General features: G+C 71.2%; 13 protein-coding genes. 11 read left to right on the top strand and 2 right to left on the bottom strand.

What is annotated here, in order from left to right:
- The first annotated feature begins 8 nt into the window (after positions 1–8).
- From ACIPJI_RS07105 to glmM, 5 genes are all read left to right on the top strand, one after another.
- Positions 9–1631, top strand: coding sequence for an ATP-binding cassette domain-containing protein (locus ACIPJI_RS07105; protein ID WP_356620557.1), 1623 nt, complete (start codon positions 9–11; stop codon positions 1629–1631).
- A gap of 191 nt (positions 1632–1822) precedes the next feature.
- Positions 1823–3409, top strand: coding sequence for a serine/threonine protein kinase (locus ACIPJI_RS07110; protein ID WP_402244915.1), 1587 nt, complete (start codon positions 1823–1825; stop codon positions 3407–3409).
- Positions 3410–3699: 290 nt separating this feature from the next.
- The gene (rplM, locus tag ACIPJI_RS07115; protein ID WP_005313471.1) at positions 3700–4143 is read left to right on the top strand and encodes a 50S ribosomal protein L13; all 444 of its coding nucleotides are present in this window, start codon (positions 3700–3702) and stop codon (positions 4141–4143) included.
- 42 nt (positions 4144–4185) lie between these two features.
- Entirely contained in the window at positions 4186–4704 is a 519-nt protein-coding gene (gene rpsI / locus ACIPJI_RS07120) for a 30S ribosomal protein S9 (RefSeq protein ID WP_053557020.1), read from the top strand.
- Between the two features lie 136 nt (positions 4705–4840).
- Entirely contained in the window at positions 4841–6199 is a 1359-nt protein-coding gene (gene glmM, locus ACIPJI_RS07125) for a phosphoglucosamine mutase (protein ID WP_402244917.1), read from the top strand.
- Between the two features lie 75 nt (positions 6200–6274).
- Here the strand turns inward: glmM and ACIPJI_RS07130 are convergent, their stop codons facing one another.
- The gene (locus ACIPJI_RS07130; RefSeq protein ID WP_307707804.1) at positions 6275–7222 is read right to left on the bottom strand and encodes a DUF389 domain-containing protein; all 948 of its coding nucleotides are present in this window, start codon (positions 7220–7222) and stop codon (positions 6275–6277) included.
- An 11-nt stretch (positions 7223–7233) separates the two neighbouring features.
- Complete coding sequence (gene coaA, locus ACIPJI_RS07135) at positions 7234–8229, bottom strand: type I pantothenate kinase (protein WP_307707805.1); 996 nt, start codon at positions 8227–8229, stop codon at positions 7234–7236.
- Positions 8230–8401: 172 nt separating this feature from the next.
- Between coaA and ACIPJI_RS07140 the strand changes: the two genes are divergently transcribed.
- The 6 genes from ACIPJI_RS07140 to ACIPJI_RS07165 all read left to right on the top strand — a co-directional run bounded on the left by ACIPJI_RS07140 (position 8402) and on the right by ACIPJI_RS07165 (position 15117).
- Positions 8402–9436: an ATP-binding cassette domain-containing protein gene (locus ACIPJI_RS07140; protein WP_307707806.1), complete on the top strand. Its 1035-nt coding sequence runs from the start codon at positions 8402–8404 to the stop codon at positions 9434–9436.
- Entirely contained in the window at positions 9433–10245 is an 813-nt protein-coding gene (locus tag ACIPJI_RS07145) for an ABC transporter permease (RefSeq protein ID WP_402244920.1), read from the top strand. Before ACIPJI_RS07140 ends, ACIPJI_RS07145 begins: the two co-directional genes overlap by 4 nt.
- 129 nt (positions 10246–10374) lie before the next feature.
- Positions 10375–11121: a hypothetical protein gene (locus ACIPJI_RS07150; protein WP_356620562.1), complete on the top strand. Its 747-nt coding sequence runs from the start codon at positions 10375–10377 to the stop codon at positions 11119–11121.
- 71 nt (positions 11122–11192) lie between these two features.
- The gene (gene glmS, locus ACIPJI_RS07155) at positions 11193–13040 is read left to right on the top strand and encodes a glutamine--fructose-6-phosphate transaminase (isomerizing) (protein WP_307707809.1); all 1848 of its coding nucleotides are present in this window, start codon (positions 11193–11195) and stop codon (positions 13038–13040) included.
- 7 nt (positions 13041–13047) lie between these two features.
- Positions 13048–13416, top strand: coding sequence for a holo-ACP synthase (locus ACIPJI_RS07160; protein WP_005313448.1), 369 nt, complete (start codon positions 13048–13050; stop codon positions 13414–13416).
- A 258-nt stretch (positions 13417–13674) separates the two neighbouring features.
- On the top strand, positions 13675–15117 hold the full coding sequence (locus ACIPJI_RS07165) for an NAD(P)H-hydrate dehydratase (RefSeq protein ID WP_402244923.1): 1443 nt from the start codon (positions 13675–13677) through the stop codon (positions 15115–15117).
- Positions 15118–15198: the final 81 nt, after the last annotated feature.

A 15198-nucleotide genomic window follows, 5' to 3' on the forward strand; every position in this document is an offset into this window, starting at 1 on the left:
TCGGCCCCATGGGACATGTAGAGGCCGCGCATCTCGAGTACTACCTGCCGGACGGGCGTCCGCTCCTCGCCGACGCCTCGTTCCGGGTCGGCGAGGGCGCGGTGGCGGCGCTGGTGGGGGCCAACGGCGCCGGCAAGACCACCTTGCTGCGGCTGATCGCGGGGGAGATCCAGCCGCACGGCGGTTCGGTGAGCGTCAGCGGCGGACTCGGCGTGATGCGGCAGTTCGTCGGCTCGGTGCGCGACGAGCGCACCGTCCGCGATCTCCTGGTGTCCGTGGCCCAGCCGCGGATCAGGGAGGCGGCGGCCGCGGTGGACGCCGCGGAGCACGCCATCATGACGGTCGACGACGAGGCCGCGCAGATGCGGTACGCGCAGGCGCTGAGCGACTGGGCGGAGGCGCGCGGGTACGAGGCGGAGACCGTCTGGGACATGTGCACCACGGCGGCGCTCGGGATGCCGTACGAGAAGGCGCAGTGGCGCCTGGTGCGGACGCTGTCCGGGGGCGAGCAGAAGCGGCTCGTGCTGGAGGCACTGCTGCGCGGCCCCGACGAGGTGCTGCTGCTCGACGAGCCGGACAACTATCTGGACGTGCCCGGCAAGCGCTGGCTCGAGGACCGGCTGAAGGAGACCCGTAAGACCGTTCTGTTCGTCTCCCACGACCGGGAGCTGCTGGCCAGGGCGGCGGAGCGGATCGTGGCGGTGGAGCCGGGTCCGGCCGGGTCGGACGTGTGGATCCACGGCGGTGGCTTCGCCACGTTCCACGAGGCGCGGCGGGAGCGCTTCGCGCGCTTCGAGGAGCTGAAGCGACGCTGGGACGAGGAGCACGCCCGGCTCAAGGCACTGGTGCTGCGGCTGCGGCAGCAGGCGGCGAACAGCCCGGACATGGCCTCGCGGTACCGGGCGATGCAGACCCGCTTCAAGAAGTTCGAGGAGGCCGGCCCGCCGCCGGAGCCGCCGAGGGAGCAGGACATCAGGATGCGGCTGCGGGGCGGACGCACCGGTGTGCGCGCGCTGACCTGCAAGGGGCTGGAGCTGTCCGGTCTGATGAAGCCCTTCTCGCTGGAGGTCTTCTACGGGGAGCGGGTGGCGGTCCTCGGTTCCAACGGGTCGGGCAAGTCCCACTTCCTGCGGCTGCTGGCGGGCGACGCCTCGGTGGCCCATGCGGGGGAGTGGAAACTGGGGGCACGGGTCGTGCCCGGGCACTTCGCCCAGACCCACGCCCACCCCGAGCTGCTGGGTCGCACGCTCGTCGACATCCTGTGGACGGAGCACGCCAAGGACCGGGGCGGGGCGATGTCGGTCCTGCGGCGCTACGAACTGGAGCGCCAGGGCGACCAGCCCTTCGAGAAGCTCTCCGGAGGGCAGCAGGCGCGCTTCCAGATCCTGCTGCTGGAGCTCGCGGGGACCACGGCCCTGCTGCTCGACGAGCCGACGGACAACCTGGACCTGGAGTCGGCGGAGGCCCTTCAGGAGGGGCTGGAGGCCTACGACGGCACGGTGCTGGCCGTGACGCACGACCGCTGGTTCGCGCGCTCCTTCGACCGGTACCTGGTCTTCGGATCGGACGGGGTCGTCCGCGAGACTCCGGAGCCGGTGTGGGACGAGCGCAGGGTGGAGCGGGCACGGTAGGCCGCGCAGCTCTGTGCGGGGCCTGAGCGCCCCTTGGGCGGGGCGGCTGCCCCTCGGGCGGGGCTGTGCCTCGGCCCGGGACCGCGGCCGCTCCCGACGCGCCGCCGGAGTCGTGCGGCGTGCCCAGACCCGGTGCAGGGTGCCGTCGCAGTGGGTAGGTTGAGCGGCAACGTGGTCTCCGGGGGGCGGACATGCAGAGCGACGGTGTGGCCGATGCGGTCCGTCCGGGCGTCAGGTTCGGGGCGTTCACGGTGCTGGACGAGCTCGCCAGCGGAGGCATGGGCCGCATCTATCTCGCCCGCTCGCCCGGCGGTCGCACTGTCGCGGTGAAGACACTGATCACCGACAGCAAGGACGACCGCCGCCGTTTCGCCCGCGAGGTCGTGCTCGCCCAGCGCGTGCAGGGTGTCTTCACCGCGAGTGTCGTGGCGGCGGACGCGGCGGCCGCCGTGCCGTGGATGGCGACCGAGTACGTCCCCGCCCCCTCCCTGCGCGACCTCGTGGAGAGCTGCGGGACGCTGGACGCGAGCGCTCTGCACTGGGTGGCGGCCGGGATGGCGGAGGCGCTGGTCTCCATCCACGCGGCAGGCCTCGTGCACCGGGACGTGAAGCCGTCGAACGTCCTCCTGCCGGTGGAGGGCCCGCGGGTCATCGACTTCGGGATTTCGCAGGCCCATGACGTCACCCGGACCCAGACCGCCCTCGGCACGGTCGCCTACGCCGCTCCCGAGCAGGCCCGCGGTGAGGAGACCACCCCCGCGTCGGACGTGTACTCGCTGGGCGCGACGCTGTTCTGTCTCGCCGTCGGCCGGGCTCCGTACCGGGACGGCGGCGCGGGTCCGGCCCTGGAGCAGCTCGTCCGCGCGGCGACGGGCGACCTGGACGTGTCGGGGCTGCCGGCCGAGCTGGAAGGGCTGGTGCTGCCGTGTCTGGCGCTGGACCCTGAGGACCGGCCGGCCCCCGCGGAGATCCTCGCGTACTGCGCGGACAGGCTGGGCGAGCGCCCGGACGCCCGCGGCGGCGAGGACTGGCTGAGCGCGGCGTGGATCGAGGCGATCGAGAGGTACCGCGAGCGGCGTGTACGGGCGGTGGAGGCCGCCCGGCGGCGCATCGACCCGGACGCGGCGACGGCGGCGGTGCCTGCGCCTGGCCGGACGTCCCGCCTGAGGCTCCCGCCGCCCGCCGCCCTGCGGACCCGCCTGTGGTGGGCGACCGGCGCGGCGGCCGCCGTCGTCGCGCTCGCGGTCGTCCTGGTGGTACGCCCCTGGGAGGCAGGTGCGGAGAATGCCGCTGCGGGGGCGCCGGACGACCCCGTGCGCATCCTGGAAGTGGAGGACGAGTTCGAGGGTGTGTGTCCGACCGGCTCGCCCGATCCTGCCGCGTGGCCGCCGCAGAGTTCCGCTCCCCCGGGACGGGCCTTCACCTCGGACGACCGTCAGAACTGTGTCGTCGTCTCGACAGCTCCCGGGATGACGGTCAACCGGTTCAAGGAGGTCGCCGCCTACGAGGAGAAGGCGCCGGGGTTGGAGGGCTGGTCCGTCCGCGTCGCTCTGAAGGACTCCGACCGGGCGACGTTCGCCGAGCTGACGGAGAAGATCGCGGGACGGAAACTGCAACCGGACGATCCGAAGGCCTGGCTGGCGTTCGTCCAGGGTGACAAGAGGCTGCTGGCGAGTTTCGCGATCATGACCAAGCTGCCTGGGGGGACTGCGATCATCGCCACGGGACTCGGTGAGAACGAGGCGCGGTTCCTGGCCGAGGCGCTGGGAGCGCCCTGACCTCTCCGCCCGTACTGTCGTCTTCGCCCCTTCTGTGCCTGTGGCCCTCCCGTCCCCCGGTCCGCCCGGCACCGGCGGTTTTGACCCGCCGGGGGGCAGACGGGTATTCTGCTGGTTCGTTATGCGTATTGGCTTGCTCTATCTCACGTGAGGGGCCCTTACGCCGGTCCACCGGGCCGATGACCAGCGGCAGGCATTCGGGTTGCGTCCCCGCGTGCCGCCAGGGCTGTCGTGATCGTCCGGGTGGCCTTGTCAGGACCACACTCACTGAAGAAGCGAAGGCTACGACCGTGCGTACGTACAGCCCCAAGCCCGGCGATGTCACGCGCCAGTGGCACATCATCGACGCGCAGGACATCGTCCTGGGCCGTCTGGCGACTACGGCAGCGAACCTCCTCCGGGGCAAGCACAAGCCGACCTATGCCCCGCACATGGACATGGGTGACTTCGTCATCATCATCAACGCCGAGAAGGTCCACCTCTCCGGCAACAAGAAGACTCAGAAGATGGCGTACCGCCACTCCGGTTACCCGGGTGGTCTGCGTTCCGTCCGCTACGACGAGCTTCTTGCCAAGAGCCCGGAAAAGGCTGTGGAGAAGGCCATCAAGGGCATGATCCCCAAGAACACCCTGGGCCGTCAGATGCTCTCGAAGCTGAAGATCTACGCGGGTGACCAGCACCCGCACGCTGCTCAGCAGCCGGTCCCGTTCGAGATCACCCAGGTCGCGCAGTAGTTCCGGCCACCCCCTAAGACGAAAAGAAATCTGAGGAGAATCGTGGCCGAGACCACTGTTGAGACCCCCGTCGAGGGCGAAGAGACCTACGCGGAGGTCACCACCTTCGAGTCGGACGCTCCGGTCGAGGGTGAGTACACCACCGAGTCCATGGCGTCCCGCTTCGGCGACCCGCAGCCGGCCGCCGGCCTGGGCCGTCGCAAGAACGCCATTGCCCGCGTCCGGATCGTTCCGGGCACCGGCAAGTGGAAGATCAACGGTCGCACCCTCGAGGACTACTTCCCGAACAAGGTGCACCAGCAGGAAGTCAACGAGCCCTTCAAGGTGCTCGAGCTCGACAACCGCTACGACGTCATCGCCCGTATCTCGGGTGGCGGCGTGTCCGGCCAGGCCGGCGCCCTGCGCCTCGGTGTGGCCCGCGCGCTGAACGAGGCCGACGTGGACAACAACCGCGGCGCCCTCAAGAAGGCCGGCTTCCTCTCCCGCGACGACCGTGCGGTCGAGCGCAAGAAGGCCGGTCTCAAGAAGGCCCGTAAGGCCCCGCAGTACAGCAAGCGCTAAATCGCACGCTGGCCTGCAGACATCCTGTACGGCTTTTCGTTCGCCCCGGCGGCACTCCGTGCTGCCGGGGCGTTCGTCTATCGACTGCCTCGGGCGAACAACGGTTCGAGCATTCAGTATTCTCGGAGGAACAACAGTGGGACGACTCTTCGGTACGGACGGTGTACGCGGCGTCGCCAACGCGGATCTGACGGCAGAGCTCGCGCTCGGTCTGTCGGTCGCGGCGGCACATGTGCTCGCGGAAGCGGGCACGTTCGCGGGCCATCGCCCGACCGCGGTGGTCGGCCGTGACCCCCGCGCATCCGGAGAGTTCCTGGAGGCCGCCGTGGTGGCCGGCCTGGCGAGCGCGGGCGTCGACGTGCTGCGCGTCGGCGTGCTGCCGACCCCGGCCGTCGCGTACCTCACCGGCGCGCTCGGCGCCGACCTCGGCGTGATGCTCTCCGCGAGCCACAACGCCATGCCGGACAACGGCATCAAGTTCTTCGCGCGCGGCGGCCACAAGCTCGCGGACGAGCTCGAGGACCGTATCGAGCAGGTCTACGACCAGCACCGGACCGGTGAGCCGTGGGAGCGGCCGACGGGCTCGGGCGTCGGCCGGGTGACGGACTACGACGAGGGCTTCGACAAGTACGTCGCCCACCTCATCGCCGTGCTGCCCAACCGCCTCGACGGACTCAAGGTCGTCCTCGACGAGGCGCACGGAGCCGCCTCCCGTGTCTCGCCCGAGGCGTTCGCGCGGGCCGGTGCGGAGGTCGTCACGATCGGCGCGGAGCCCGACGGCCTCAACATCAACGACGGCTGCGGGTCCACGCACCTGGAGATGCTGAAGGCCGCCGTCGTCGAGCACGGCGCCGACCTCGGCATCGCGCACGACGGCGACGCCGACCGCTGCCTCGCGGTGGACGCGCAGGGCAACGAGATCGACGGGGACCAGATCCTCGCCGTGCTGGCGCTCGCCATGCGCGAGGCGGGAACGCTGCGCGGCAACACCGTGGTCGCCACCGTGATGTCCAACCTGGGCTTCAAGCTGGCGATGGAGCGCGAGGGCGTGGAGCTGGTGCAGACGGGGGTCGGCGACCGTTACGTCCTCGAGGCGATGAAGGCGCACGGCTTCGGCCTCGGCGGCGAGCAGTCCGGCCATGTGATCGTGCTCGACCACGCCACGACCGGCGACGGCACGCTGACCGGTCTGATGCTCGCGGCACGGGTCGCGGCGACGGGCCGGACGCTGGCCGACCTGGCCGGCGTGATGGAGCGCCTGCCGCAGGTCCTCGTGAACGTGCCCGACGTGGACAAGTCCCGGGTGCAGACCTCCGCCGAGCTCTCGCACGCGGTCACGGAGGCCGAGCGCGAGCTCGGCTCCACCGGCCGGGTGCTGCTGCGTTCCTCCGGCACGGAGCCGCTCGTGCGGGTCATGGTCGAGGCCGCGGACATCGAGCAGGCCCGGTGCGTCGCGGGACGGCTGGCCGACGTGGTGAAGTCCGCGCTCGGCTGAGTCACGCCGTAGGAGTGCGTACGCCCGGTCAGGGACCTGTGTCCCTGACCGGGCGTCCGTGTGTCCGCGCCGGTGTCACCCGGTTTCCGCGGTCGCGGTGCGCAAGCTCTTCCTGGCCCAGAAGAACTTCTGCGCCAGCAGTGTCAGCGTCCCGGCCAGCACGATGCCCAGCAGGTTCAGCAGCAGTTGCTCGGTCGAGCCCCAGGCCTGCCCGTAGTAGCTGTAGCTGAAGGCGACTGCCGCGTTCGCCGCGGCGGGCACCGTGGTCACGGAGATGGCGACGCCGACGAGGGCGCCCGACTTCGACGAGGTGAGCGACAGCATCCCGGCCGCCCCGGCCAGCAGGGCGACGACGAAGGAGAACCAGTCCGGGTTGTAGATGAAGCTGGTGTTGGGGCGTTCCGCCTTCAGCTTCGACAGCTCGAAGAGGTTCACCGCGTCCATGAAGAGGCTGAAGCCCACCGTCACCAGCATCGCCGCAGCGAACCCGGCGATCAGTGCCACGAACGAGCGCATCGCCAGCCGCGGGGTGCGGCGGACCACGGCCGTGCAGAAACCGGCCAGCGGGCCGAACTCAGGACCGACCGCCATCGCTCCCACGATCAGGATCGCGTTGTCCAGCACCACACCGCAGGCGGCGATCATCGTCGCCAGTGTGAGGAACGCGATGTAGGTGACGCTGAGCGTGGACTCCTCGTGCGTGGCGTCCGTCAGCTGTTCCCACAGGACCGCGTCCGCGGCCTCGCCGGGCGCCGCCTTCTCGGCCCGGTCCGCGCGGTGCGACATCGAGAGATCGATGTTCTCCACGGCGACGGAGCCGCATTCGTCGATGCCGAGGTCGCGCAGTCCGGCGAGCAGCTCGTCGCCCGCCTCGCGGGCCACGTCGCACATCACCAGGTCGCCCTGCGGGTCACGGGCGGCCCCGGGGACGACCGCGAGATGCGCCGTGCCCACGGTCTTCTCGAGCAGGCCGAGCACCTCCGCGGTGCGGTCGGCCGGGGTGATCAGACGCAGATGCAGCACGCAGGTGTCTCCTATAGCTTGCGCAGAGACAGCCGCTGCACCTTGTGGTCCGGGCCCTTGCGCAGCACCAGTGTGGCGCGGCCTCGGGTGGGAGCCACATTTTCCAGCAAATTGGGCTTGTTGATGGTCCGCCACATGGTGCGGGCGTAGTCGAGTGCCTCCTCCTCGGAGACCTGCGTGTACTTCCTGAAGTAGGAGAAAGGATTCTGGAACGCCGTCTCCCGCAGCTTGCGGAAACGGTTGAGGTACCAGGTCTCGATGTCCTCGGGTCGCGCGTCGACGTACACGCTGAAGTCGAAGTAGTCGGCGAGACCGACCCGGGTCCGGCCGTCCTTGCCGGGCAGCGCCGGCTGGAGGACGTTCAGACCTTCGACGATCAGGATGTCCGGGCGGCGCACGGTCAGACGCTCGTCCGGGACGATGTCGTAGATGAGGTGGGAGTAGACCGGCGCCGTGACCTCGTCCTTGCCGGCCTTGATGTCGGCGACGAAACGGGTCAGCGCCCGGCGGTCGTACGACTCGGGGAAGCCCTTGCGGGACATCAGCCCGCGGGCCTGGAGCTCCTTCATGGGAAGCAGGAAACCGTCGGTGGTCACCAGCTCGACCCGCGGATGCTCGGGCCAGCGTGCGAGCAGGGCCTGGAGGAGGCGGGCGACCGTCGACTTGCCGACGGCCACGGAGCCGGCGACCCCTATGACGAAGGGGGTGCCGCGCTGTTCGCCGTGGCCGCCTCCCGCGTCGCCGAGGAACGTGTTGAGAGCGCCGCGGAGGCCGGCGCTGGCCTGGACGTAGAGGTTCAGGAGTCTGGACAGCGGGAGGTAGACGTCCCGCACCTCGTCGAGGTCGATGACGTCGCCGAGCCCGCGGAGCTGCTCGACCTCCTCGGCACTGAGGGGCAGCGGGGTTCTCTCGCGCAGGGCGCTCCACTCCGCGCGGGTGAGGTCGACGTACGGCGTCGACGCGTGCTCGGCCCGGCGGTGGGCGCTTCGTGGCGGCGAAGTGATCACAGGGTCATTGTCGTGCGTGCGACTCGGTTATGGGTGGTGTGCTCGGTCACGCGGAGCGGACCCGCCGCGGCGGCCCCGCGGTGCCTCCGCGACGGAATGTCAGTGGCGTGCGTCACAGTTATGCGTGAGGTGGGCGCCGACCCGCGACGTCCGCGGAACCGGAGGTTGTCTCATGACCTATGCGATCCAGGCGGAAGGACTGGTCAAGCGTTTCAAGGACACCGAAGCGCTGGCAGGCGTCGACCTGGCGGCCCGCACCGGCTCGGTGCTGGGCCTGCTGGGGCCGAACGGGGCGGGGAAGACGACTGCCGTACGGATCTTCGCCACACTGCTGACCCCCGACGGCGGCCGGGCGACGGTGGCCGGCCACGACGTCGTCCGCGAGGCCGGCAAGGTGCGCTCCCTCATAGGCCTCACCGGGCAGTACGCGGCGGTGGACGAGAATCTCACCGGCACGGAGAATCTGCTGCTCATCGGCCGTCTGCTCGGCCTGCCGAGACGGGACTCCAAGGCGCGGGCCGGTGAACTGCTGGACCGGTTCCAACTCAGCGACGCGGCGGGACGGGCCGTCAAGACGTTCTCCGGCGGCATGCGGCGCAGGCTGGACCTCGCGGCGAGCCTGGTCGGCCGGCCGAGCATCCTGTTCCTGGACGAGCCGACGACGGGCCTCGATCCGCACAGCCGCGGGGAGCTGTGGGACATGCTGCGGGCCCTGATAGCCGACGGCGCGACCGCACTGCTGACCACCCAGTATCTGAACGAGGCGGACATGCTCGCCGACGACATCGTGGTCGTCGACAAGGGCCGGGTCATCGCCGAGGGCACGCCGGACACGCTGAAGTCCGAAGTGGGGGGCCAGGTTCTCCAGGTGAGGCCGGTGGCCAGGGAAGACCTGGCGCGTACCCGCGCGCTGGTGGCGGAGACCGCCGGTTCGCAGACCCAGACCGAGGGCGAGGCGGTCACCGTGCCGGTCAACGACGCGGAGCTGATGCCGGCGGTCGTGCGCAGGCTGGACCGCGAGGGGATAGCGGTGGGCGAGCTGACGCTGCGCCGTTCGTCCCTGGACGAGGTCTTCCTGGCGCTGACCGGGCACCGGGCCGAGCCGGCGCAGGACTCCGACCAGCCGGACGAGTCCGCCCGCGAGGCGGAGGAGGCAGGCCGGCCGGTCGACGAGGACGAGAGGGAGAAGGCGGTGAGTTCGACATGACCGCGACCACGATGCCGCTCGCGCCGGGCCGGTCGTCGGGACGGGTGAAACCGCTCGACGGGATCAGGCAGACGTTCACGATGGCCTGGCGCAGTCTCGTGGCGGTCAAGCACAATCCGCTGGAGCTGGTCGACTACAGCATCACGCCGATCATGTTCGTCTTCCTGTTCACCTATGTGCTGGGCGGGCAGATGGCCGGCTCCCCGGAGGCGTATCTGAAGTACGCATTGCCCGGGATCATCGTGCAGAACACCCTCTTCATGACCATGTACACGGCCATGGCGCTGAACACCGACCTCACCAAAGGCGTCTTCGACCGGCTGCGCAGCCTGCCCATAGCGCGCTCCGCCCCGCTCGTCGGACGTATCACCGCGGACCTCGCGAAGCACGTGTGGGCCATGCTGCTGATGATCGGTCTCGGGCTGCTCCTCGGCTTCCGCGTGACCGGGGGACTCGGCGGGTTCCTGCTCGGCTCGCTGTTGCTGGTGGTGTTCGCGGCGGCCGTGTCGTGGAGCGCCGTGCTCATCGGGATGCTCGCGGGGGACGCGGAGAAGGTGCAGGCGTTCGGCTTCACGCTGATCTTCCCGATCACGTTCACCAGCAGCGCCTTCGTGCTGGTCGACACGATGCCCGGCTGGCTCCAGGCCTTCAGCGACGTCAATCCGGTGACGCATCTGTCCGACGCGTTCCGCGGGCTGCTGCTCGGCGGTCCGGTCGCCGAGCCGGTGATGTGGTCGCTGGTGTGGGCGGCCGGCATCACCGTGGTCTTCTATCCGCTGGCCATGCGGGCCTACCGGGCGAAGGTGTGAGCAGGGCGGCCGGACGGCGGTGTCGGCGGGGCGGGTTATCGTACGGCTCACCAGCAGCGATTCGGGGCGGGACAGGCGTGGGCCGTCGCCTCGGGAGGGGTCGCTGCGATCACGCGAGGAAAACCGCACATGCGAAGCACCGCTGTACGCCGTACTGCTCTGGCCGCCGCCGCGGCCTCACTGGTTCTCCTGGTCACCGCCTGCGGTGGCGAGGGTTCCGACGGGGGGACGAACGAGAAGGGCAACGGCAAGGACTCCGCTGCCAAGGCTCTGACCGCCGCCGAACTGGAGAAGCTCGCGCTCGCCGAGGGCGACGTCAAGGCGCACAAGATCGTGAAGGCCGGTCCGCAGGACGACATCGCGGCCAAGGACGTCAAGACGGAGAAGGCCGAGTGCGAGCCGGTGGCCCGGGCAGTGGCCGGTACGCCCATGGGAGCGCCCGCAGCGACGGTGAAGCGGAGGGCCACCGCGGAGCCCGACGTCAAGGACGCCGGCAAGGACGGCGCGATCGAAGGCGCCTTCGACATCACGACGTCGCTGGTCGCGCTCTCGTCGTACGAGGGCGAAGGGGCCGCTGACGCCTTCGCGGCGCTCAAGGGCGCGGGGACGGCCTGCGCCGGTGGCTTCACCATGACGATGGCCGGCACGGAGCAGAAGATCGTCAAGATGACCGAGGCCAAGGTCTCGGGCGGCGACGAGGCCGTGGCATGGACGATGACCGCCGAGCAGGACGGCGAGAAGCTGCCGTTCAACGTGGCCGTCGTGCGCAAGGGCGGCACGTTCGTGTCGTTCTCCTCGTTCAACCTCATGGCACCCGAGGGCGAGCTGCCGCTGCCCAGCGCCGTCATCGAAGCCCAGGTGGCCAAGCTCGGCTGACCCGCCCTCGGCCGGCCACTCGCCCGCCCACCTGAACTGCCCGCACGGGTCCGGAACCGTAGGCTGCCGACATGTGCGGAATCGTGGGTTACGTCGGCGGACAGTCGGCGCTCGATGTGGTCATCGCCGGGCTGAAGAGGCTCGAGTACCGCGGCTACGACTCGGCCGGAGTCGCGGTACTCGCCGACGGGGGGCTCGCGGCGGCGAAGAAGGCGGGCAAGCTCGTCAATCTGGAGAAGGAACTGGGGGACCGGCCGCTGCCGAGTGGTTCCACCGGCATCGGCCATACGCGCTGGGCCACGCACGGCGGTCCCACCGACGCCAACGCGCATCCTCACCTGGACAACGCGGGGCGCGTGGCCGTCGTGCACAACGGCATCATCGAGAACTTCGCCGCCCTGCGCGCCGAGCTGGCCGAGCGCGGACACGACCTGGAGTCGGAGACCGACACCGAGGTCGTCTCGCATCTGCTCGCGGAGTCGTTCTCGTCCTGCGGTGACCTCGCCGAGGCGATGCGCATGGTGTGCAGGCAGCTCCAGGGCGCGTTCACGCTGGTGGCGGTGCACGCCGACGAGCCGGACGTGGTGGTCGGCGCACGGCGCAACTCCCCGCTGGTGGTGGGAGTCGGTGACGGCGAGTCCTTTCTGGCGTCGGACGTGGCCGCGTTCATCGCCCACACCCGGTCGGCGATCGAGCTCGGCCAGGACCAGGTGGTCGAGCTCCGCCGGGACGCCGTGACGGTCACCGGCTTCGACGGGGAGCCCGCCGAGGTGCGGGCCTACCACGTGGACTGGGACGCCTCCGCCGCAGAGAAGGGCGGCTACGACTACTTCATGCTCAAGGAGATCGCCGAGCAGCCCAAGGCGGTCGCCGACACACTTCTTGGCCGCGTCGACGGGTCGGGGTCGCTGACCCTCGACGAGGTGCGCATCCCGCAGTCCGTGCTGCGTGAGGCGGACAAGGTCGTCATCGTCGCGTGCGGGACCGCCTTCCACGCCGGGATGATCGCCAAGTACGCCATCGAGCACTGGGCCCGTATCCCCTGCGAGGTCGAGCTGGCGAGCGAGTTCCGCTACCGGGACCCGATCCTGGACCAGCGGACGCTGGTCATCGCCATCTCGCAGTCCGGCGAGACCATGGACACCCTGATGGCCCTGCGGCACGCCCGTGAGCAGGGCGCCAGGGTGCTGGCCATCTGCAACACCAACGGGTCGACGATCCCGCGCGAGTCGGATGCCGTGCTGTACACCCACGCCGGGCCGGAGGTCGCGGTCGCCTCCACCAAGGCGTTCCTGACGCAGCTGGTGGCCTGCTACCTGGTCGCCCTCTATCTGGGGCAGGTGCGCGGTACCAAGTGGGGCGACGAGATCAGGGCCGTCGTCCGTGACCTGGCGCAGATCTCCGGACAGGTCGAGCGGGTGCTGGAGACGATGGAGCCGGTACGGGAGCTGGCGCGTTCCCTGGCCGGCAAGAACACGGTGCTCTTCCTGGGTCGTCATGTGGGGTATCCCGTGGCGCTGGAAGGCGCGTTGAAACTCAAGGAACTGGCCTACATGCACGCGGAGGGGTTCGCCGCGGGTGAGCTCAAGCACGGGCCGATCGCGCTGATCGAGAAGGACCTGCCCGTGGTGGTCGTCGTGCCGTCGCCCCGCGGGCGCTCGGTGCTGCACGACAAGATCGTGTCCAACATCCAGGAGATCCGCGCACGCGGCGCCCGTACCATCGTGATCGCGGAGGAGGGCGACGAGGCGGTAGCGCCCTACGCCGACCACCTGGTGCGGATCCCGGCGACGCCGACGCTGCTCCAGCCGATGGTCGCCGCGGTGCCGCTGCAGGTCTTCGCCTGCGAGCTCGCCACGGCCCGTGGCAACGAGGTGGACCAGCCGCGGAACCTGGCCAAGTCCGTGACGGTGGAATGAGCGTCGAATGATCATCGGGGTGGGGATCGACGTGGCGGAGGTGGAACGCTTCGCCGCGTCCATGAAGCGGACACCGGGCATGGCCGAGCGGCTCTTCCTGGAGCGGGAGTTGCTGCTGCCGAGCGGTGAGCGCAGAGGCTACGCCTCCCTCGCGGCGCGGTTCGCCGCGAAGGAGGCGCTCGCCAAGGCGCTCGGCGCACCGGCGGGCCTGCTGTGGACGGACGCCGAGGTGTACGTGGAGGACTCGGGCAGGCCGCTGCTGCGCGTCCATGGCACGGTCGCCGCCCGCGCGGCCGAACTGGGCGTGCGCTCCTGGCACGTGTCGCTCAGCCACGACGCGGGAATCGCCTCGGCGGTCGTGATCGCGGAGGGCTGAGCCGGAACCCGCCGGGCGTCCGGGACCCGGCCGCAACCCGGGCCCGGCGGGCCGCACTCGGGCCGGGCTCGTGAGCGCCGGGCCGCAACTCCGGCCGGGTCCCCGGTAAGGCGCCCCGCGCTTCGGCCGGGCTCGCGGGGCGGCGGGCCGTATCTCCGGCCGGGCTCTCCGTGCGCCGGGCCGTAACTCCCGCCGCAGGCGGAGCACTTGTGCGTGGTGCCCGCGCGTCGTGCCGTGCGCTGCGGCAGACTCGGGGGCATGCGTACTGCGTACAGCGTGGAGAGCGTGAGGCACGCCGAGGCACAGCTCATGGCCCGGCTACCGGAGGGGGCACTCATGCAGCGGGCCGCCGCCGGACTGGCCGCGGCCTGCGCCGGGCTGCTCGGGCGGGTGTACGGGGCCCGGGTCGTCCTGCTCGTGGGCGGCGGCGACAACGGCGGTGACGCCCTGTACGCCGGGGCCCGGCTGGCCCGCCGCGGCGCCGGGGTCGTCGCCGTGCCGCTCGCCCGCGACCGTGTCCACGAGGGCGGTCTCGCGGCGCTGCTCGCCGCCGGCGGGCGGGTCGCCGACGACCCGTTCGAGGTGCTCGCCTCCGCCGACCTGGTGCTGGACGGGATCACCGGCATCGGAGGACGGGGCGGGCTGCGTCAGGACGCCGTGCCCGTGGCGCGCGCGGCCCGTGGTTCCGACGCCGTGATCGTGGCCGTCGATCTGCCCAGCGGTGTCGAGGCCGACACGGGCCAGGTCCAGGGCGAGGCGCTCCACGCGGACGCGACCGTCACGTTCGGGACGTACAAGCCGGGGCTGCTCATCGACCCGGCCAAGGAGTACGCGGGCACCGTGCGGCTCGTCGACATCGGGCTCGAGGAGCACCTGCCCTCCGTGCCCGCGCTGGAGGCGCTCCAACACGCGGACCTGGCCCGGATGTTGCCGGTGCCGGCCGCCGAGAGCGACAAGTACCGGCGCGGAGTCGTCGGGGTGGTCGCCGGGTCCGCGCGCTATCCGGGTGCGGCCGTGCTCTGTGTCGCCGGCGCGCTGCGCGGCGGCGCGGGGGCCGTGCGGTACGTCGGCCCGGCGGCCGACGCGGTGATCGCCCGTTTCCCGGAGTGCCTGGTCCACGCCGGGCCCCCCGGGAAGGCGGGCCGGGTCCAGGCATGGGCCGTCGGCCCGGGGCTCGGCGACGACGCCGGTGTGGTGGAGGAGGTGCTGGCGTCCGACGTCCCGGTGCTCATCGACGCGGACGGTCTGCGCCTGCTGGACGCCGCGGCCGTCCGGGAGCGCTCTGCGCCGACCCTGCTGACCCCGCACGCCGGGGAGGCGGCGGCGCTCCTGGGCGTGGGGCGGGAGGAGGTGGAGGCCTCGCGGCTCGACTGCGTGCGGGAACTGGCCGCGCGGTTCGGGGCCACGGTCCTCCTCAAGGGCTCCACGACGCTGGTCGCCGCGCCCGACGGGGAGGAATCACCGGTCCGGGTCAACCCAATGGGCTCCTCGTGGCTGGCGACGGCCGGCAGCGGCGACGTGCTCTCGGGCCTGGCCGGTTCCCTTCTGGCCGCCGGTCTCGGCGCGCGCGACGCGGGTTCCGCCGCCGCCTATCTGCACGGTCTGGCGGCCCGTCACGCGGCGGCGCACGGCACGCCGATCACGGCGCTCGAAGTGGCAGAGGCGCTCCCGGCCGCGTGGCGGGACGTGAGCGCCGCCTGACGGGGTGCGGCGCCCGCCCAAGGGCCGCTGCGGCCGGGCCGGCGCACCCCGAGTGACGCACGCGACCGCCTGCCGTACGGA

Source organism: Streptomyces sp. NPDC086835 (genome assembly GCF_044745705.1).
In the GTDB taxonomy this organism is placed as follows: Bacteria; Actinomycetota; Actinomycetes; order Streptomycetales; family Streptomycetaceae; genus Streptomyces.

Coding starts and splice junctions, on each gene's coding strand:
- ACIPJI_RS07105 (WP_356620557.1), top strand. CDS start 9: ATGGGACATGTAGAGGCCGCGCATCTCGAGTACTACCTGCCGGACGGG.
- ACIPJI_RS07110 (WP_402244915.1), top strand. CDS start 1,823: ATGCAGAGCGACGGTGTGGCCGATGCGGTCCGTCCGGGCGTCAGGTTC.
- ACIPJI_RS07140 (WP_307707806.1), top strand. CDS start 8,402: ATGACCTATGCGATCCAGGCGGAAGGACTGGTCAAGCGTTTCAAGGAC.
- ACIPJI_RS07145 (WP_402244920.1), top strand. CDS start 9,433: ATGACCGCGACCACGATGCCGCTCGCGCCGGGCCGGTCGTCGGGACGG.
- ACIPJI_RS07150 (WP_356620562.1), top strand. CDS start 10,375: ATGCGAAGCACCGCTGTACGCCGTACTGCTCTGGCCGCCGCCGCGGCC.
- glmS (WP_307707809.1), top strand. CDS start 11,193: ATGTGCGGAATCGTGGGTTACGTCGGCGGACAGTCGGCGCTCGATGTG.
- ACIPJI_RS07160 (WP_005313448.1), top strand. CDS start 13,048: ATGATCATCGGGGTGGGGATCGACGTGGCGGAGGTGGAACGCTTCGCC.
- ACIPJI_RS07165 (WP_402244923.1), top strand. CDS start 13,675: ATGCGTACTGCGTACAGCGTGGAGAGCGTGAGGCACGCCGAGGCACAG.